This window comes from Caballeronia arationis, from assembly GCF_001544975.2.
GTDB classification, from domain to species: domain Bacteria; phylum Pseudomonadota; class Gammaproteobacteria; order Burkholderiales; family Burkholderiaceae; genus Caballeronia; species Caballeronia arationis.
This window is the reverse complement of the sequence record NZ_FCOG02000113.1, coordinates 1-18905: the sequence shown is the minus strand read 5'-3', so window position 1 is coordinate 18905 and position 18905 is coordinate 1. Positions and strand designations below refer to the sequence as shown.

At 59.7% G+C, this 18905-nt stretch carries 21 protein-coding genes and 2 pseudogenes; 15 read left to right on the top strand and 8 right to left on the bottom strand.

Annotated elements, in window-relative coordinates; genetic code table 11:
• The 3 genes and pseudogenes from AWB81_RS33405 to AWB81_RS45060 form a co-directional block, all read left to right on the top strand.
• Nucleotides 1–1003: pseudogene (locus AWB81_RS33405) on the top strand (tyrosine-type recombinase/integrase); the annotation flags it as partial.
• 76 nt (nucleotides 1004–1079) lie between these two features.
• Nucleotides 1080–1352: a DUF1488 family protein gene (locus AWB81_RS33400; RefSeq protein ID WP_062641590.1), complete on the top strand. Its 273-nt coding sequence runs from the start codon at nucleotides 1080–1082 to the stop codon at nucleotides 1350–1352.
• 244 nt (nucleotides 1353–1596) lie between these two features.
• Nucleotides 1597–1791 carry a hypothetical protein gene (locus AWB81_RS45060; RefSeq protein ID WP_144444241.1) on the top strand — a complete coding sequence of 65 codons (195 nt, stop codon included), beginning with the start codon at nucleotides 1597–1599 and terminating at the stop codon, nucleotides 1789–1791.
• Here the strand turns inward: AWB81_RS45060 and AWB81_RS33395 are convergent.
• The 3 genes and pseudogenes from AWB81_RS33395 to AWB81_RS33380 all read right to left on the bottom strand — a co-directional run.
• Nucleotides 1778–2045: pseudogene (locus AWB81_RS33395) on the bottom strand (alpha/beta fold hydrolase); the annotation flags it as partial. The gene AWB81_RS45060 and the pseudogene AWB81_RS33395 overlap by 14 nt on opposite strands.
• Nucleotides 2046–2160: 115 nt before the next feature.
• Nucleotides 2161–2808 (bottom strand): cysteine hydrolase family protein, encoded by a 648-nt coding sequence (locus AWB81_RS33390; protein ID WP_062641587.1) that lies wholly within the window; start codon nucleotides 2806–2808, stop codon nucleotides 2161–2163.
• Between the two features lie 425 nt (nucleotides 2809–3233).
• The gene (locus tag AWB81_RS33380; RefSeq protein WP_062641583.1) at nucleotides 3234–3461 is read right to left on the bottom strand and encodes an SDR family NAD(P)-dependent oxidoreductase; all 228 of its coding nucleotides are present in this window, start codon (nucleotides 3459–3461) and stop codon (nucleotides 3234–3236) included.
• An 820-nt stretch (nucleotides 3462–4281) separates the two neighbouring features.
• Here AWB81_RS33380 and AWB81_RS33375 point away from each other — a divergent pair.
• Nucleotides 4282–4761: a DUF305 domain-containing protein gene (locus AWB81_RS33375; protein WP_062641581.1), complete on the top strand. Its 480-nt coding sequence runs from the start codon at nucleotides 4282–4284 to the stop codon at nucleotides 4759–4761.
• Entirely contained in the window at nucleotides 4758–6236 is a 1479-nt protein-coding gene (locus tag AWB81_RS33370) for a YncE family protein (protein WP_062641579.1), read from the top strand. Before AWB81_RS33375 ends, AWB81_RS33370 begins: the two co-directional genes overlap by 4 nt.
• Before the next feature lie 909 nt (nucleotides 6237–7145).
• Here the strand turns inward: AWB81_RS33370 and AWB81_RS33360 are convergent.
• Nucleotides 7146–7334, bottom strand: coding sequence for a hypothetical protein (locus tag AWB81_RS33360; RefSeq protein WP_144444240.1), 189 nt, complete (start codon nucleotides 7332–7334; stop codon nucleotides 7146–7148).
• Nucleotides 7335–7747: 413 nt separating this feature from the next.
• Here AWB81_RS33360 and AWB81_RS33355 point away from each other — a divergent pair, with 413 nt between their 5' ends.
• Nucleotides 7748–8032 carry a hypothetical protein gene (locus AWB81_RS33355; protein WP_144444239.1) on the top strand — a complete coding sequence of 95 codons (285 nt, stop codon included), beginning with the start codon at nucleotides 7748–7750 and terminating at the stop codon, nucleotides 8030–8032.
• A 232-nt stretch (nucleotides 8033–8264) separates the two neighbouring features.
• Here AWB81_RS33355 and AWB81_RS45995 read toward each other — a convergent pair whose 3' ends face one another.
• On the bottom strand, nucleotides 8265–8420 hold the full coding sequence (locus AWB81_RS45995) for a hypothetical protein (RefSeq protein WP_159938980.1): 156 nt from the start codon (nucleotides 8418–8420) through the stop codon (nucleotides 8265–8267).
• Nucleotides 8421–8679: 259 nt separating this feature from the next.
• On the opposite strand from AWB81_RS45995, the gene AWB81_RS33350 reads away from it, so the two are divergent.
• Entirely contained in the window at nucleotides 8680–8904 is a 225-nt protein-coding gene (locus AWB81_RS33350) for a RidA family protein (protein WP_062641576.1), read from the top strand.
• 453 nt (nucleotides 8905–9357) lie between these two features.
• On the opposite strand, the gene AWB81_RS33345 is transcribed toward AWB81_RS33350, so the two are convergent.
• The 3 genes from AWB81_RS33345 to AWB81_RS33335 all read right to left on the bottom strand — a co-directional run bounded on the left by AWB81_RS33345 (nucleotide 9358) and on the right by AWB81_RS33335 (nucleotide 10964).
• Nucleotides 9358–9759, bottom strand: coding sequence for a hypothetical protein (locus tag AWB81_RS33345; RefSeq protein WP_235026037.1), 402 nt, complete (start codon nucleotides 9757–9759; stop codon nucleotides 9358–9360).
• A 180-nt stretch (nucleotides 9760–9939) separates the two neighbouring features.
• Nucleotides 9940–10413 carry a hypothetical protein gene (locus AWB81_RS33340; RefSeq protein ID WP_062641575.1) on the bottom strand — a complete coding sequence of 158 codons (474 nt, stop codon included), beginning with the start codon at nucleotides 10411–10413 and terminating at the stop codon, nucleotides 9940–9942.
• Nucleotides 10410–10964 (bottom strand): tautomerase family protein, encoded by a 555-nt coding sequence (locus AWB81_RS33335; RefSeq protein WP_062641573.1) that lies wholly within the window; start codon nucleotides 10962–10964, stop codon nucleotides 10410–10412. The genes AWB81_RS33340 and AWB81_RS33335 overlap by 4 nt, the downstream gene beginning before the upstream one ends.
• A 36-nt stretch (nucleotides 10965–11000) precedes the next feature.
• Between AWB81_RS33335 and AWB81_RS33330 the strand changes: the two genes are divergently transcribed.
• From AWB81_RS33330 to AWB81_RS33295, 8 genes are all read left to right on the top strand, one after another.
• Nucleotides 11001–12107, top strand: a complete 1107-nt coding sequence (locus tag AWB81_RS33330) for a GlxA family transcriptional regulator (protein ID WP_374730535.1) — start codon at nucleotides 11001–11003, stop codon at nucleotides 12105–12107.
• 216 nt (nucleotides 12108–12323) lie between these two features.
• Nucleotides 12324–12806 (top strand): MarR family winged helix-turn-helix transcriptional regulator, encoded by a 483-nt coding sequence (locus AWB81_RS33325; RefSeq protein WP_062641569.1) that lies wholly within the window; start codon nucleotides 12324–12326, stop codon nucleotides 12804–12806.
• A gap of 74 nt (nucleotides 12807–12880) precedes the next feature.
• On the top strand, nucleotides 12881–13873 hold the full coding sequence (locus AWB81_RS33320) for a carbon-nitrogen hydrolase family protein (RefSeq protein WP_062641567.1): 993 nt from the start codon (nucleotides 12881–12883) through the stop codon (nucleotides 13871–13873).
• A gap of 54 nt (nucleotides 13874–13927) precedes the next feature.
• A complete protein-coding gene (locus tag AWB81_RS33315) occupies nucleotides 13928–14983 on the top strand; it encodes an alpha/beta fold hydrolase (protein WP_235026038.1) in 1056 nt (351 codons plus the stop codon).
• A gap of 142 nt (nucleotides 14984–15125) precedes the next feature.
• Nucleotides 15126–16058 (top strand): NmrA family NAD(P)-binding protein, encoded by a 933-nt coding sequence (locus AWB81_RS33310; RefSeq protein ID WP_062641566.1) that lies wholly within the window; start codon nucleotides 15126–15128, stop codon nucleotides 16056–16058.
• Nucleotides 16059–16080: 22 nt separating this feature from the next.
• Nucleotides 16081–17433, top strand: a complete 1353-nt coding sequence (locus AWB81_RS33305; protein WP_062641564.1) for an epoxide hydrolase — start codon at nucleotides 16081–16083, stop codon at nucleotides 17431–17433.
• Nucleotides 17434–17962: 529 nt separating this feature from the next.
• On the top strand, nucleotides 17963–18196 hold the full coding sequence (locus AWB81_RS33300; RefSeq protein WP_062641562.1) for a hypothetical protein: 234 nt from the start codon (nucleotides 17963–17965) through the stop codon (nucleotides 18194–18196).
• Nucleotides 18193–18825, top strand: a complete 633-nt coding sequence (locus AWB81_RS33295; protein WP_062641559.1) for a LysE family translocator — start codon at nucleotides 18193–18195, stop codon at nucleotides 18823–18825. Before AWB81_RS33300 ends, AWB81_RS33295 begins: the two co-directional genes overlap by 4 nt.
• Nucleotides 18826–18905 lie beyond the last annotated feature (80 nt).

The window sequence follows — 18905 nt, the reverse complement described above, 5'->3', positions numbered from 1 at the left end:
GCCGAGCGCTTGCTGCTCTGGTCGCTTGTGATGCTCGACAAGCCGCTCTCGTCACTCACCCACGAAGATTGTCTGCGCTACCAGCAATTCCTGGCCGATCCGCGACCCGCCGCGACCTGGGTCGCCGGCGGTGGTCGCAAGCACCCTCGCCACGATGCACGGTGGCGGCCGTTCTATGGGCCCCTGTCGCCCGCGAGTCAGCGCCAGGCGATCGTCATTCTCAACGCATTGTTTGCGTGGCTGGTGCAGGCGGGCTATTTGGCCGGCAACCCGCTTTCGCTCTCTCGGCAGCGCACCAAACACGCCGCTCCTCGCATCACCCGCTATCTCGAGCCGACCCTCTGGCAGGAAGTCAAGGACACCATCGCGACGCTGCCGCGCGACACCGATCGCGCGCGTGCGCATGCGTACCGGGTGCGGTGGCTTTTCACGCTGCTGTATCTGGGTGGTTTGCGTATTGCTGAAGTTGGCACGAACACCATGGGCCAGTTTTTCGTGCGGCGCGACGCCGACGGCGCCCTTCGCTGGTGGCTGACCGTTCACGGCAAAGGGCAAGGAGCGACTCGTCCCCGCGACTCGGGAGATGATGATGGAGCTTTCGCGCTATCGCCAGCAACTGGGCCTCAGCGCACTGCCCTCGCCCAATGAAGAGACGCCGTTGGTTTTGCCGATTGGCGCAACCGCAGCCAATGACCGGGCGCAGACATGCGCGCCGCTGACGCGCGCCGGACTGCACGCGATCGTCAAGGACGTCTTTGCGAAGGCGGCTGCGCGACTGCGCGAGCGAGATGGCGCTTCGGCGCGTGCAGACTTATTGGAGAAAGCTTCCGCCCACTGGCTACGTCACAGCGCCGGCTCTCACATGGCAGATCAAAAGGTTGATCTTCGGCTCGTTCGTGACAATCTGGGTCATGCTTCAATGACCACGACCAGCCTGTACCTGCATATCGACGATGACCGGCGGCATCGGGAAACGGAAGACAAGCACCGTATCGATTGGTAGCACCGGATCGGTCTCGCGTTCTATTCCGCGGGCCAGCGTTCGCGCTCTCGCCTAACTTAATTGATACAGTTTAATCATGGAAGCCGCAGCGACAGCACCCTGCATCCTCGCACATCGCCGCGGTGTTGCGTTCGACCTCGTACGAGCCAATGGCTCAGTCGAGTGCGTGGTCACCCTCGAGGCGCTCGAAGCGTATTTCTGGCTTGAACCGGGCGCAAGCGACGCTCGCACGCTCAAATGCTTCGGCGATGGCTACCAGCGAATCGCCGCGATTGCCGCACGCAAGGCGCTCGCCCATCCATCAGCGAACGTCGAGTTGACCCCGTCGGATTTCGCGCGACGTACGTGAGATGCCGAACGGTTTGCCGGTCAGCTCAGCGGCTGCAACGATGCCTGATCATGCGCCTAGGTCCAGTAGGCGCCGTCAAGGTTTGCTTCTCGGCTGGGTGCAGGACTGCCCGCACCCTCGTCGCCCGCGCCGAAGCCGCCTGTTGAACTTTGCTGTACCGCTCATCGCCGCGCGCCGTTTGAGATGCGCGCGGGGCATCACGCCGTTTGTTCAGCGCCCCCTGTGAAAGACTACCGGCCCTTCCGTGCCGGCCATCGTCGGCACGCGTTTAGGTCTATTAGACGGACCGCTCGTTCAGCTACTCGTGCTCACGTTGAAAGAGATCGACGGCCGTATCGATCTCGATGCAGCCCGGGCGGAGCTGATCAGCAAGACCAGCAAACGACGGCCCGACTACGCGCTCGAACTCATCACAAGGCATCTCGAACAGCGCTTTTAAGGTCGAGATGCTCGATAACGGCTGCGAGATCATGGGCATAGTGATCCATGTCGTGACCGTCGGTCGTCTGGGTCGACCGCCCGGACCCCGACGGTCATGCGCAATGACACGGAAGCCGTGGTTCAGGAAGAAGATCATCTGGGCGTCCCAATCGTCGGCGCTCAGTGGCTATCCGTGTGAGATAACAATGGGCTGTCCGCTTCCCAGTCCTTGAAGAAGATCTCAACGCCGTCTTTGGTCGTGACCGTGTTCATCGACCAATCTCCTTTCCGAGGCGACCATTAAAAGAAACATGAACTACGAGTAAGAACCCGCGATCCATGCGACATTGTGATGGGGTGAGCAGGCGCTCAGTAGTCCGTCAGTGCGTCATACCATGGAAGCCACAACTTCTTCGGTAGTCATTACGCCGTGCGCGAGAAACGCGTAGTTGATCATTGCCGCCTTGTATCCGTCGCCCCAAACGGGATGACGCGGCCCCGCTGTGGCATCACTGACAACAAAGACCTCGAATCCCTGTTCGAGCAGATCGCGCAGATGTGACTCCACGCACATGTTGGCAAGCATGCCCCCCAACACCACCCTTCTCGCTCCACGCTTGCGCAACTGAAGGACGAGATCATTGGTCTGCGGTCCGAACACCTTGTGCGGACTGACGACAACCGTCTCGCCGTCGTTGATGTAAGGCTTGAATTCGTCGAGCCAGTCAGCGCCTGAGCCTTCGAAGCCTTCCAGATTTAACGGACCACTACGCGCAAACGTACCGGTAGCGAATTCATCCGTCTCCAACGGGCCATTGAATTTCCAGGCTCGATCGGTAGGGAAAAAATAGTGTGGGGATATGAAGACCGGGTACTTTACGGACCTTGCCGCTTTGAAGATTCGCAGCATGTTTTCAACCGTCTTGTTCTCTGTCACGCTTGCTCCAACTGCACCCCAGTTCTTTCCCTTGTTACTTAACACGTCGACTTGCGGGTCAATGAAAACCACCGCTGTCTCAGTTCGATTAAAATTCATTGCGACCTCCAGTGGAGTGCATTGCGACTCGCCGACTACATTGGCCCGAGCCCCTCCGATCAGATTAGGAAAAGGAGGCCCTAAAAGCAACGACGGACCTGGAAGTTTCGATGGCGCATTCCAGGTCCTTGCGTGCGGCGCCGGGGAAAGCTTGACAATCACGTCCTCAAGGTGGCTCCGCGCGCGAGCTTTGAACAAGCGAATGATTTACTGTAAAAATCAGCGGGTCCAGTGCGATCAGACTGCGGAATGCATCTCCGCGACCTGTGCATCGAGCGGAACATACACTGCAAACGGCGTTTTGATCTCCTCATAATAGCGTGGGTTCCTCACGGCGCAGGTCGTAGTCCGCGACCGGATCGTGTCCGAGCCAAACGACTCGAAGTTCAGGAAGTCCGTGCGGAAGGGACACAACTCCACAATTGTCACAAATAGCCGAACGGCGATACTTTCTTGGCCAGCGACTCCGAGAATTCTTCCAGCACGAACTTGCTCGCGCAGTAGAGCGTGGCCGTCCGACGACCACGCATTCCGCCCAGGGATAAGATATTGAAGATGCGATGGTTATGCGCGGCGCCCATCGCCCGAAAAGCAGCTCTCGTCAGGTTGAACACGCCGAACAGATTGGTCTCGAACCACGCGCGCGTCTTCAACGGTCAGCCCTTTGAAGAAGCCATCGTACCCACAGCCGGCGTTGTTCACCCTACATCGATTCCACCGAATCTCGACCAGGCACCATCGACCGCCGAGCATGCCTCGCCGACATCGTTGACGTCGAGTTCGACCGACTGTCGTCGATCGCTGTCCGGGTCCCCGGATGTCCTTCCCGGCGCTGCGCCCGCGACTTGCGGCAACGACCGGTCGCCCCGCGCCAAGCACGATACGGAACGATGGCACAAGCCCTTCACTCGCAATTCATAATCGAGCGCTTGCCTTCGTACGCTGAACAGGAATGGGCGCTGGGCACGTCTCGCGCGTTGCAGTCGTTCTCGCGATGACGGCTCAGATCCGGATCGCAGGCCGACTCCCTGCGCAGGAACTAGACTGAATCAATGTCGATTTCGTCGAGCGTTTCCATTGCCCGCGGAGCCGCGCATTGGCCGGGGATCCGCGCGCGCGGTATAGGCCCGCTGTTTGATGTGAAGAATGAAATCTGTGTGGAGTGGTGATCGGCTCGCTTGCGCGACGCTTCCAAAGCGAACGACAATCCTCGCCGCTCCGTATCCACGCTATGTCTCAGGCAGGCGGGCGCGGAAGTCAGATCCGGTTTCTCCACGCGAATATGTTGTTGAGGGGGCCTCAACAACAACGAAGCGCTGCTCGAAGAGGGCTTTGCCTACATCCCCCAGTCGATAAAAATCTGCATTCGCGTGGGGTTGCTTCAAGACGAAGTTGCAGCGCGTGGATTAATCGGTCTCACGTCCGTGTGCGCTACATGAATGCCCATCCGCTTTGTGTACAGGAGTTCCTCTCATGCGATCCTTTTTTCGCCTGCTCAAATGCTCGTCGATTGTACTCGCGGCCCTCGCGGCGATAGTGGGCACATCTGCTCTCACGTTCGCCGCTGGACCTGCCAGTACGAATGCCGAAGAGGCACCCTTCCTCGCAGAAAACGAAAGGGCGATGACGAAGATGATGGACGGGATGTCCATCAAGCCGACCGGCGACGTCGACTGGGACTTCGTGGCGATGATGGCGCCGCACCATCAAGGCGCAATCGACATGGCGCAGGCCGAGTTGCGCTATGGACACAACGAGCAACTGCGACGCATCGCTCAGGAAATCGTGGTCGAGCAGCAGCAGGAAATCGTCGCGATGCGGCTTGCGCTGGGTCAGACGCTGCCCGCGCCCGCCCCTATACCGGACCAAACGACGCCCGCGTCCGCCCCGGCGACGGCACATTCGATGTCCCGTGACAACACTCGCATGAACATGCAAAAGGAGCCAAGATGAAACCCACATCTGCCGCTGTCATCGCCCTCGCGGTCATCGGCCTCGCTGCTGCGCGGTCTGTTCCGGCTGGCCAGGCTCCCGGTTTGCTGTCCGATCCGGACATCCCGGTCAGCCACCATGATCGCGTGTATGCGGCCGAGCAGTTCTCCAACACAGTCTCCGTGATCGATCCCGCGGACAACCACCTGGTCGGTGTCATTCGCCTCGGTGACCCGGCGCCCGCCAACTTCAGCCCACTATATCGCGGCCAGGTGCTCGTGCACGGGATGGGCTTCTCGCCAGACCATCGCACGCTCGCAGTGGTGTCGATCGGCTCCAATTCCGTCACGATCATCGACACACAGACGAACGCGATCAAGCACGTCACCTACGTCGGGCGTTCGCCGCACGAGGCGTTCTTCACACCCGACGGCAAGGAAGTCTGGGTAACCGTGCGTGGCGAAAACTATGTCGATGTCCTTGACGGCAAGACTTTCGAAGAAAAGACGCGCATTACCGTTCCCGCCGGCCCCGGCATGCAGATCTTTTCTCCGGACGGCAACTATGGATACGTGTGTTCGTCGTTCAATCCAGAAATCGAGGTGATCTCTGTGGCCGACCACAAGATTGTTGGCAAGGTCGAGCAGGCAAGCCCGTTCTGTCCTGACCTCGCGGCGACGCCGGACGGCAAGCAGGTCTGGTTCACACTGAAGGATGTGGGCAAGACCCAGGTATTCGATGCGCGCCCACCCTTTGCGTTGCTGAAGACGATCGACACCGGTCCGATCACCAATCACGTCAACATCGTGCACAACGCAAATGGTATGTTTGCCTATGTGACCGTGGGCGGCCTGAATCAGGTGAAGGTATTCCGGACCGACGACTTTTCGCAGGTCGCAACGATTCCGGTCGGCAACCTGCCGCATGGCATCTGGCCGTCCGGCGACGGCAGCCGCGTTTATGTGGGCCTTGAGAACGCCGACGCGATGGCCGCGATCGATACGCTGACCAACACGGTCATCGCCAACGTGCCGATCGGGCAGGCGCCACAGGCAGTGGCTTACGTGCCGAACGCCGTGCCGGAGGGCGAGGGAACGCAGAATACGCAACCGCTCGGGCTGGCGGGGCAAAGCACCCATCTTGCGCTGATTTCCGTTGGCAGGGCCAAACCGGCGGGCGCCGCGAGCGCTCCTACCACCGTCACGCTTTTCGATCAGGGGCTGGTCCAGGTTCTCCAGGCTGCCGTCACCGGGCTACAGCCCAAGCAGCCCTATGTGCTGGGCTTCTCGGACAAATCCGATGGCAGCGGCGACGTGGAGCCGCTCGCCAACTTCAACACGAACCCCGCCGGCGCTGCGATTGTCAATGCGCTGGGCCAGATTCGCCAGGTTGTTGCACCGGGGGCAAGCACGGAGCGCGACCGGCGTCGCTATCTCGTAATCGCTCCGCAAGTGGCGGGTAAGCCGGGCGCGCCGGTCCAGGTGCAGGAGCTTTAAGGAGTAGGCACACCTTTCGGCCTTTGCTCTCACGTTCACGGGTGGCACGCGTTCATTTCAATTCTGTCGATATCGGTGGCCTCCAAGTGGATAACTTCTGACACGCGCAGGGGGCAAGGCTTCTGGACGCTCCGGAGACTTTGGATCATCGGACGAGCGAATTGCCTCGGCCACGGCGAGAGCACGCGCGAGCGGTTCGAGGATGACCTTACGAAGGTAAAAGGCCGGTTCTACCCCGAAGAGGTTCATTTGCTCGCCCAGCATTTCGCGCACGCCTGGCTTGCGCAACAGTGCTCCCTGCGACGCCGGCCAATGGGCAGCATCGTTTGCGTGACCATAGGCGATATGCCCCGAGCTCAGGAAACATCCCTTCGAAGAGCAGATAGCACATGCAATCGATAGCGCGCGTCCAGACTAACTGATAGAGCCGATCGGCACTGTGAGCGATGTCGGTATCCATCTGCTTGACGAATGAATTGAATAGTCTGTCGTACGCGACGTCCGGTTCCTTGGCAAGGCGACGCCGGCACCGGTATAGGACTTCTCTCGTCGCACTCTTCATCAAGTCCAGCACGCGCTTGCTCAGGTCCAGTACCTCGATGTCGGAGACGATCGTCATTCTCCCAAACTCCACCATCACCCTCAAAAATTCGAGTCATGGAAAATATCATCTTTCCCTGTTAAACGTATCCTTGCGACGAACGAACCGTCTCTTCTCCCTGCCAAGCCGCACGATTTCCCCACTCATTTTTTCCGGATTTCACCAATGCCCAAGGCGCCGCACCGTGGCGCCGAAGAGCGTTTGCGTCGTCTGGGAGCGGCGCCGCAAGGGCGTCGATGAGTTGCAAATGGAGCGCGAGCATCGTACGGTGATGGGAGGTTAAGCGCCTGCACAATGCCTCGCGGAGTTCACTCGTCTTCTTGCGCGCGTGACCCTTGCGCCATTGCCGCGAGCGGCACCGGATCGTCCTCAGACGAGATGATGGCCTTCAGGATCGCGCGCGCTGCCGCCAAGTACGTCAGAAAGGACACCGCCCAGTTTGAGATTGGCATCTTTCTTTCGCCTCGGAGCACTGCTTCTTGGGGCGTTTCTTTCATCGAGATTATCGCGTGCATTTTCAAGTTGTAGCGTCGTCGACAAAGAGCCGCAACGACAAAAGCGACCCAGACAATAGTATCCCTCATTGATTGGGATTGCGGTCGCTTAATGACAGGCCTACCTTGAGTATTGCGCGCTCCTTATTGCGCACTCGGACTCACAAAGTCCATCGGCAGAATTTGAGCGGATTCCTTTCCCTCAGCCTGTCAACGCGAGGTTTCTACTCGCGCGTTTAGCGGGAAGGTTATTACCACGTCGGCAGAGGGTGTCACGATGATGCATCCAACCGATCTTCGCCCGTTCTGAGCAAACGACCCGTTTGACGAGGGTCGGGCCGCCAGTCGGAAATCCCACAGTGAGCAGCCCGCAGAGCTATCTGATTGGCTGTTTGCGCATCAACTAGGAGCTGAAAGTGAAACTAGGAATCGTAGTCGCGACAATGGTCGTTGGCGTGTTCGCCGTGGCGGGCGCAGCACAGGCGCAACAGTCACAAGACGCCGCGGCACCGCAGGCCACTCCGACCATGCAGCAAAACGCGGATGCCACCCCGCCGTCGACCGTCGATAGCACCTCCTACGGCGGTATGCCCGGTGGGACCAGCATGGCCGCAGGCGCGCAAAAACCCATGGCTCCGAGGGCCCATGTTCAGGGCCAATGCAGTGCTGCTCCGAATTGCGATATTTTCTTCGGACAATAGAAGTCGCATGATGGTGGGCGCGTCAGCGGGAGCGGTACTGACGCGCATTGCGCCTGTACAAACTGGAGAAACTCCAAATTCGGACACGCCCTTAAGAAAGGGCTAAATCCACCGACCAACAGGACATGGTCCATGCGAACGGCTCGTGCGATGTCGTGCGCGCCGTAGCTAGACAGCGCTGGCCCTCTTAGTTCGGACAGTTTTCTCGATTGTTAAGTGGAACGCTGGGCGGTCACGCTGCCGATTCAATCGCGGTCAGCATCGCGAAGTGGGCTTCATGGAGCGGCCCAAATTGGCCGATGTCCGGCTTTCCGGCACAGAATTGACCGCTGTATTCGCCGACCACCATTTGCCTTCTTCGGGTCAGGTTGACCGTCGCCAGAATCACCTACCATTCCTTGCGGCCACGCGAATTCACGAAGTAAGGGCCGTTCGACGTTCTTTACTGCCTCACAATCTCGAAGCGACGAGCGCGATCATGTCAACAGTTCGTGCGCGGCTGGCTGTACTCGTTTGCCTTGCAAAATTCGTGGCTGCTTGCACGGGACCTGAAAATTCACAGTCGACGCGAAAGGTTGTGTCGCCTGCCGGAGTGGCCCCAGGAGCGACTTCATATTCGCCGGGCATACGCGTAGGCAACGTTATCTATGTATTGGGGGCAAGTTTCGGGCGACGCCGGACCCGACATTCGTCTTCAAACAGATATGGTTCTCAAGAAGGTCCAAGCCATCGTTGAGGCCGCTGGATCCTCAATGGAGAGCGTCGACAAGGGTACGGTTTTCCTCACCCGCCAGGCTGATTTCGCGGGCATCAACGAGGTTTGGCACAGCGCCTGCCGCGGTGCGACCTTCGACCAACGGCGACAATGCTGAGCTTTGCTGCCGTCAGACCCGCGAGTCGTTTGAACTGCAGCGTTTTCCCCGTTGGGACGACAGCAAGCGACCACGGATCGGCCCCTCGTCTTTCGCACTAGAACCGTCTGCCAGTGCAGCGCGGGAGGTCCGCCGAGTATTCGATGAGTCAGTTGAAACGCAAGCCCCTTGCGCTAGGAGTCGAACGCGACACGTTGGTCGCGAAGTCTCACGGGAACCCGTTCGACTTCGCGACCATCACACAGGACCAGCTTCGTGGTGGCCTCGCACGGGCGCGTCTAACACGGCCCGTCATTGAGGCCGTGGCCAGGTCAAACGACTCGCGCGCGTCATGCCGTTGCCCGTCTGTGTCTACCACCGCCTTCGTCGCCCCAACGGCGAGATAGTCTGCCCACGTTGCCTGCCTCTTCAAGAAAACCAGCGGCGCAGCAGCCCAGTACGCTCTGGCGCTTTCTACTGCGGGGAAGACGGATTCAAAAGCTTACTCAACGGCTTCAGCGGGCCTATTGGGAGGAACGAGAATGTCATCAAGTGCGCTTTCCCCAAGGGAAGTTCCTCAAGCATGTCATGCGCCTGACTGACGTCCGTAACGTTCAGGATGAATACCACCCCGGCCCGGTCTTGCAGTGAATACCACTGGTCGATCCTGCCCTCGAGGTAGAGCTGCGCCGTCTCGCTGACCTCGGTCGGAAGAATGTGTTGGACAAGTTGCATGTCCGTGCCCGGCGGAAAGGTTCCAATCGCCAATATCTTCGTGGTTGGCGTGGCGGGCATCGGCGTGGTGTGCGCCATGGAGACTCCAGCAGAAGCGACCAGCACAAAGGCTGTTATCAGATTAAGAAAAAGACGTTTCATGATGCTGCCTCGAGTACCGCAGTGAGAATGTCGAGTCGAAGCGGCTGATCCTCCAGCCAAACGTCCGTGAGTGCGATCTTTAGCCGCTCGGTCGGGCGGCTCGCGCGACACTGTTCGCGTGCGCCATCAAGAGCCTCGGTCATTGCAAAATTCCCACTACTTCGATCGACGGATCCTTCATTACGGCAATTCGTCGATGCAACCAGCCTCGCGTGAGGCCGCGGCAGATGCCGCATTTAGCGCCGCAGTTTCTGGCCCCGTCAGATAGCAATCGCGGAAGCGCTCATCGACGAGCTCCGACATCCGTTTCGAGAACAGCAACGCTGCGTTAAGCGGGCGATGATTAATGACCACGGAATCCGTCTCGCCCTGTTCGTTCAGATGCGCGACGACCACTGTTTCGATCGGAACGCCCTGGATCTGCGAGCGATAGGATTCCATGTACAAACCGTTGCAGACCTCGCCCTTGTAGCTGTGATGCTGGAATTCGTAGAGCGAGACCGCGTGTTTGATCAAGGAGAGAATATCGGCTCGTCCCTCGATCGGACGCTTCAGGACGGTAGCTTCGAGCGTCGCGTCCTCGGCGAGCCGCGCCAGCCAGAGCGGCGGACCGCCTGCGGGCGACAGCACGGGGGCCGTGTCATTGAATTTCATGATGCGCGCTCCAGTTGCGGTTTGCTCGTCATGCCTGCGCTAGCGGCATCGAGCGCTGCTTCGAGCGTAGTGCGCGCCTTTTCGAGGCGGCGTCGCGCGAGGCGTCCAACGCCCGCGCCGCGCTCAGACTCGCCTGCCAGCAGCTCATGGATATCGGGCAGCATCCAGCTCGTTCCGCGCGTCCCCCAGGCGCCATCCGGAATTTCGGTCGGGAAGACCCAGACGCGCGGCGCGACGTCATCGAACGGCCGGTTCTCCGCACGCGCCACCGCTTCCGTGACGCTTCTGACGAGCGAGCGACGCGATTCGTCGGTGTATTGCCCTTCGGGTGCAGACGGAATGATCCGGTAGCGTATCGTGTTCGTGCGTTCGCCAGCGATGTAGATCGCAGCAGGCCGATGAAGATGGAACACGGTGACACGCTGTGCGACCGGATTAGCGGGATCGTACCCTTCCGCCTTGCTAAGGATGTCGGTCAGTTCCTTGACGAGGCGCGCTTCGGCCTCGGGCCTCAAGGCGTCTTCGGGCCACAGTGCATCGATCATCGGCATGGTGCTGCTCCTGCTATCAGGTCATTGGATGTGGCCATGATCGGGGTTTACTCCTGCTGCCGGAAGGGGCAGTATCGCCATTATTCAGGGAATTTCAGACACGCAATGGCCATCGTCCGCATCTGGGTCTATGACGGAATCCTGGCGTCCGGCGTTGCGGGCCCTGTTGATGTCTTCAGCGCGGCCAATCAGTTCCATGCACGCAAGGCTGCACCGGGCACGATATCCGCGCCCGTGTTTGCATGGCGCGTTGAATCTCTCGACGGGCAACCCGTCACGGCTGCGTCGGGCCAGACCATTCACGTTGACGGCAAGATCGACCCGCGCAAACGGGCGGACGCCGTTCTGCTGACGGCGCCATTTTTCTCGAACATCGATGAGTTCATCGGGCGCCGCGAGCAGTTGAACGCGCTGTCTTCCGCGCTGAGGCGGCAACGCAAGGCAGGCGCCGTGCTGGCGGCTTACTGCACGGCCAATTACCTGCTCGCCGAGGCCGGCCTGCTGGATGGCCGCGCCGCCACGACCCACTGGGCGAGGGCGGCGGACTTCGCGCGCCGTTATCCGCGCGTTGAAGTTCGCGCTCAGGAACTGCTGATCGCGCAAGACGGCATCATCTCGGGCGGTTCCGTGACGTCATATCTGAATCTCGCGGTGCGGCTCGTCGAAACATTCGCCGGCGAAGAACTCGCCACGATGACCGCGAAGGCGCTGTTGATCGACATGAATCGGACTTCGCAGGCTTCCTTTGCAACGCTTCTCGACGAACATGGGCATACCGACACGCTCGTCGCACGCGCCCAGCAGCAGATGGAGGCTACGTTGCAGCAGGGATTCCGGCTGAGCGATCTGGCGGCGTCGCTTGCTGTCAGCGAACGCACGCTCAATCGCCGTTTCAAGGAAGCCGTCGGACTCGCACCGTTGACGTATCTGCAGAATCTGCGCATCGAGGTAGCGAAGCGTTTGCTGGAAACACGGCCCATTGGGCTTGAGGCGGTAAGTCAGCGTGTCGGTTATGGCGATATCAGCACATTTCGGCAATTGTTCAAGCGCAAGACCGGGTTGTCGCCGAGTGAATATCAAATGCGGTTCTCGCGTGCCGCGGCGGAGAATATAGAAGCCGAGTCAGGCCGTAACGGCGGCTGAGGTTCTCGCGAGATCGTCACGCCGCAGCCCTCGTCATTTCCCTCCCTCTTGCCCGCCCTGTACTTTTGTATCTCAACGTATCTACAACAGATAGGGATACGCACGCTTACACAAAACCGGCTTTCGGACACGAGCGAGATACGTTCATCCGCTCAAATACGCCCATCGCGAGCAAAACATCGCACCGCAAAAACTGGGCTTACCGAGGTAGTGCATATGCAACACGAGTCGAACAAAACCGTTGAACGGGACCGCACCGCGGATGAACCGCTGAGCAGCCAGATCGCGCGCAATTGCCTGATGACGCGCGCCCGACAAATCTCCCGTGTCCTGACCTCTGTTTATGACGATGCGTTGCGTCCGTTCGGCCTCGTGGCGCCGCAGTTCTCATTGCTCGTGCTGATCGCGGAGTTCGGGCCTATTAGCCGCTCAGATCTGGGCCGACGGAATCATCACGAGCGCTCGACGCTGACAAGGAATCTGCAGCCGCTGATCGCGCAGGGCTGGGTTGCCGAGGGCGTGCCGACAACCGATGGTCGAAGCCGCCCGCTCTCGCTCACGCACGAAGGCAAAGCACTACTCAAACACGCCGGGAGCGGGTGGTCGGCTGCACAGAGCCACGCGACGCACCTCCTCGGCGAAGGCAGCGCCTATGAGCTCATGAATATCGCGCGCAAATTGCCGGTGCGCATGGTTTGAAGTTTTTCGGTCGATGTTGCATATGCAAGATCGACCAACGCCTGGTACCCCTCCCCCTCGTCAAGGAGTTTGTCATGAAAGTCGTCAAAGCCGCCGCCGTCCAGTTCAGCCCGGTGCTCTATAGCCGTGAAGCAACCGTCGCCAAGGTCGTGCAGAAGATCCACCAACTCGGCCAGAAAGGCGTGCAGTTCGCCACCTTTCCCGAAACGGTCGTGCCTTATTACCCTTACTTTGCGGCCGTCCAGACGGGCATCGAACTTCTGTCGGGCACCGAACATCTGCGCCTGCTCGAACAGGCTGTGACTGTGCCGTCCGCTGCCACCGATGCGATCGGCGAAGCCGCGCGAAAGGCCGGCATGGTCGTGTCCATTGGGGTCAATGAACGCGATGGCGGCACGCTGTACAACACACAATTGCTCTTCGATGCTGACGGTACGCTGATCCAGCGCCGCCGCAAAATCACGCCGACGCATTTCGAACGCATGATCTGGGGCCAGGGAGATGGCTCGGGCCTGCGTGCAGTCGACAGCGCAGTCGGCCGCATCGGCCAGCTCGCATGCTTCGAGCACAACAACCCGCTCGCCCGCTACGCGATGATCGCCGACGGCGAGCAGATCCATTCGGCGATGTACCCGGGTTCCGCCTTTGGCGAGGGATTTACCCAGCGCATGGAAATCAACATCCGCCAGCATGCGCTCGAATCCGGCGCGTTCGTCGTCAATGCAACGGCGTGGCTGGACGCGGACCAGCAGGCGCAAATCATGAAAGATACCGGTTGTGGAATCGGTCCGATCTCGGGCGGCTGCTTCACCACGATCGTCGCTCCTGACGGCATGCTGATGGCCGAGCCGCTTCGCTCCGGTGAAGGCGAAGTGATCGTCGATCTCGACTTCACGCAAATCGACCGCCGCAAGATGCTGATGGACTCGGCCGGCCACTACAACCGCCCTGAACTGCTGAGTCTGATGATCGACCGTACGCCGACCGCGCATGTGCACGAACGCGCTTCGCACCCGACGATCGTCGACAACCAGGGTTCCAACGATCTGCGCACCCAGGCTGCGTGATCTCTGCGAACCACGAGTCGTTCCTCTATTGAAGGAGAGTTTGCCTTGAAAGCAATGATCAGGACCGGCTCCGCGAGTATCGTCGTCGCGGCGCTGATGGCGGCTGCTTCCCCTGGCCACACGCAGACGTCCGCAATGGATACGCCAGTCGCCACGCATGCGCGCAAGCCCGTGGGCGCAAAGACCGACGTCTCGGACGGTACGCTGGTGAAGTCGCTGCCCGGATTCAGAAATGGCTATGCAACCGTGAACGGCGTACACCTGCATTATGTGGTTGGCGGCAAGGGCGATCCGCTCGTGTTGCTGCCCGGTTGGCCCGAAACGTGGTGGACCTTCCACAAGATCATGCCGGCGCTCGCCGGGCACTACACCGTGATCGTGGTGGATCTGCGCGGCATGGGCGCATCGTCGAAACCCGCCGACGGCTATGATAAAAAAACGATGGCCGCCGATATCCATGAGCTGACCCAATCGCTGGGGTATGACAAGGTTACGATCGCGGGACACGACATCGGCTCGGCCGTGGCGTTCGCCTATGCGGAGAACTATCCGCAAGCCACCGACAAGCTGGTGATGATGGAGTTTCCGCATCCCGACGATAGCCTGCAGACGTTTCCCCTTCTACCTGCCCAAGGCGCATACGGTGACAAGCTGGGTTCGGCGCGCCCGAACCTGTGGTGGTTCGCGTTCAATCAGGTCAGAGGTTTGCCGGAAAAGCTGCTGGCAGGGCGCGTCCGGCTTGAACAGGATTGGCTCTTCCACTACTTTCTTGTGAATGAGCAAGCAGTCGATGCGCGCGACCGCGCCGTGTACGAGCACGCCTATGACAGCGCCGCCGCGATCCGCGCGGGTAACGCGTGGTATCAGGCGTTCCCTCAGGACGTCAGTGACAACAAGGATTATGAAGAGCTGAAAATGCCCGTTCTCGTGTTGGGTGGTCCCGCATACAAGTGGATGAAAATGGTCGTCGGAGAAAAGGCTGTCAATATGAGCGCCGTCGACATCGAGAACAGCGGGCACTTTATCCAGGAGGAGCAGCCCGAGTTGGTTACGAAGACAATCCTCGGCTTTCTGCAAGGCGCGCAGAATGATGCTCCGTCGTCGCGTTGATCAAGCAGGTTTGCAAACAATTTCGCAAATTTATGTGCATATGCACATATATAAATGAAGTGAAGCCGGATGCGTGACGCGGTCGGCGCGCTCAAGCGGTCTGGCTTCGACGTAACTGAACTCAATTCGAAAGGTAACTGGAATGACGACTCAACTTGCACACGATAGACCCATTCTCGTGACGGGGGCCGGAGGCGCGATTGGTGGAATCGGCCGAAGCGTCACCACGTCGTTGCTCGCGAAGGGCTACAAGGTACGGGCGCTGGTCCGCAAAGAGGACGAACGTGCAGACGAACTGCGCCGACTTGGCGCCGAAGTCGTGGCCGGCGATCTCACCGATCTCACCGCGATGCACCGCGCGATCGACGGCTGCTCGCGCGTCTACTTCGGCATGTCCGTCTCCCCGGCCTATCTCGAGGCAACCGTGAACTTCGCTGCCGTGGCACGTCATCATGGCGTCGAAGCCATCGTGAACATGTCGCAGATGACGGTCACGGAAATGAGCATCACGGAGACAACCGACAGTCCCCAGCACAAGCTGCACTGGCTGGCCGAACAGGTCATGCAGTGGTCGGGGCTGCCCGTCGTCACGGTACGGCCGACGGCGTTTCTCGAGAGCTTCTTCCTGACACTGGGCGCCGCCGGCGTGCGCGACAACGACGAACTCGCGCTTCCGCTCGGCAACAGCAGGACGTCGCCCATTTCAGGCGTTGACGTTGCGAATGCGGTATCGGTGATTCTCGAGAACCCGGGGCCACATATCGGCAAGATCTATAACCTGACGGGCCTGGAATCGACGGATCTCGAGCATGCCGCACGCGTCTTTTCAGAGGCGCTCGGCCGGCCCATCCGTTACCGGAATGTGCCTGTCGCACCGTGGTCGGGCAAATTACGCGAACTTGGCATTCCCGATCACGTCGTCGATCATCTGGCCGTGATGGCCGACCTGCACGCTAAGGGACGATACGACCGCATGACGAACGACCTGTTCGAACTCACGGGCCGCAAACCCATGAGCATGTACGACTTCGTGAGACTGCACATTGCAGACTTCACGCGCAACGCAACACGCTGATCCGAGGCAGGAGACCGATCCCATGTCAAAAGACACGCCCCAATCCTCATCGCGCCGGCACTTTGTCGGAATTGCCGCCGCGGCGCTCGCGGCAGGCTCGCTGAACCGGCTCGCCTTCGCGGAAACGAGCACGGCAATCGGCAAGATCACCGAACCCGCGAACGGCGACAAGACGGCGATCCGGCCGTTCCACGTTCACGTCCCCGACTCGCAACTCGTCGACATGCGGCGCCGCATCAAGACCACGCGCTGGCCGGATCGCGAGACGGTGCCCCACGAATCACAGGGCATTCAGCTCGCTACTATTCAGGGACTCGCGCAATATTGGGCAACCGGCTACGACTGGCGCAAATGCGAAGCGCGGCTGAATTCCTATCCGCAGTTCATCACTGAGATTGACGGACTCGATATCCATTTCATCCACGTGCGGTCGAAGCAAGAAAACGCGATGCCGTTGATCGTAACCCACGGCTGGCCCGGCTCGGTCATTGAACAGTTCAAGATCATCGACCCGCTCGTCAATCCGACTGCGTACGGCGCGCCGGCTTCGGATGCCTTTCATCTCGTGATTCCATCGTTGCCCGGTTACGGCTTTTCAGCGAGACCCACCACAACGGGCTGGGGACCGGAGCTCACCGCGCGGGCGTGGGTCACATTGATGAAACGCCTCGGCTATGAGCGCTTTGCTTCGCAAGGTGGCGATCTCGGCGGGATTGTCACCAACATCATGGCCAAACAGGCGCCGCCCGAGCTGATCGGCATTCATGTGAACTTCCCTGCCTCCGTTCCGGCGGAGATTCTGAAGTCGCTGGCCGCGGGCGACGCGATGCCTGCCGGATTATCGGACGAGGAAAAGCACGCGTATGAGCAGTTGAGTGCCAACTTCAAAAAGAAGCGCGGCTACGCTTTCGAAATGGGCACGCGCCCGCAGACGCTTTACGGACTCGCCGACTCGCCCGTCGCGCTGGCGTCCTGGCTACTCGACCACGGCGACGGCTACGGCCAGCCCGCGGCGGCGTTGAGTGCAGCCGTGCTTGGTCATCCCGTCAACGGTCATTCGGCAGGCGCGCTGACGCGAGACGACATACTCGACGACATCACGCTTTACTGGCTGACCAACACCGGCATCTCGGCGGCGCGCTTCTATTGGGAGTCGCACGCGAATTTCTTCCTCGCGGCCGACGTCAACGTGCCTGCGGCTGTGAGCGCTTTTCCCGGAGAAAACTACCAGGCGCCGAAGACCTGGACCGAAAAGGCCTATCACAACCTGATTTACTTCAACAAACCCGAAACGGGCGGACACTTCGCGGCATGGGAAGAACCGATGATCTTCGCGAACGAAGTGCGCACGGGGTTAAGGCCCTTGCGCGCCTGAAGCGCGAAGCGCTCCGACGCGCACGCGTCGGAGCGCTCGCCAGACAATGGTTCAATAAATCGAACAGGCCTCGACCGAAGCGCTTTTCAGGGACGCTACTTCCGGTCCGCGCAGACGTCGATTCAATCGTGTTAGTTGAGTTCACGAAACGTTGGCGCGTTGATCTGCCGTCTGGCTCAGCTCCCGCCCGCTAGCGAAACACGGGTTTTCGACCGTCGGACTGAGGAGGCATTCACGAAAGCGGCCCCGACCGTTTGACTCAGTTCGGCCATCTCCTGCGGTGCGGCAGCAAAGTGGTTTTCCGGCCAATTCGATCGGTTCCGTGCAGGTCACGGCACGCCGCAGTCGGACGCAGAATTACCCAGAAGCCTGGAATCAATGCTTTTCGGCCTTGAGGCGCCATTCGCCGGTCTTATCGCTCGGGCAGGATGTCTGATATTCCTCGAAGGATGTCAATATTGCCACTTCCGCCTATTTTGGAGAAGCCCGATGATCGCTGAAGCCAAACACATGAAGATCTTGTAACCCCATGATCATTACGCTTCGGCCGGACCACGAATTGACGCCTGAGGCGGAAGCAGCGCTGGTTCCACCCGACATTCACGCACTGCTGGCCGGTGAGGTCGAGCGGAGCGTCTGCGAGCGCCGAGTCGCGCGCAGATGGCGCGAAAAGGCACGCGTCACGCTGAAAGCCACTCGTGACATCGCTCGAGCTGAGTTTGCCAATTTCGACGCCTTTCCATTTCTGGAACCTCAAACATGACTGGAAACACTTTCTTCTCGACAAACCTGCTGCTTACCTATGCAGCGTACTTCGTTGGCACCGCGAGTCCCGGACCGAGCAACCTTGCGATTATGTCAATAGCGGCCAATCACGGCAGGAGAGCAGGGTTGATATTCGCACTTGGTGTCATCTCTGGATCGATGTTTTGGGCGATGGTGGCAACGCTAGGTGTGTCGGCTGCCCTGATCGCCTATTCTCAATTCATCATTGCAGTCAAGATTTTTGGTGGTCTATATCTCTTATGGCTGGCCTTTAAGTCCGGACGCAGAGCCCTTGAGACAGCAACTGCATCCGTAATGGAACTGGAACGAACGCAGACATCGAGGAGCGTCTACGTCCGCGGGGCGATGCTCCATCTCACCAACCCGAAAGCCATTCTCGTGTGGGTTTCAATTGTTGCACTATCGTCGAACAGCACGGGATCTGCCCACAGTGTTGTAGTTGCCGGCTGCGCGGCCATCGGATGTTTGGTGTTCGGCGGTTATGCCGTGCTGTTTTCGACGGGCTTGGCTCGTAGAATGTACGTGCGGGCTCGTCGCGCAATGGAAGGATGCCTGGCCGTTGTATTCGGGATTGCGGGAATCAGGCTCCTGGCGTCGCGTGCCTAGCTAGTCGGTCTTGCAGAATCGCGCGAAGCCAAGCGCAGCGTGCGGATAGGTGCAGATAAGCAGTTGCGAAACTCCCAGTT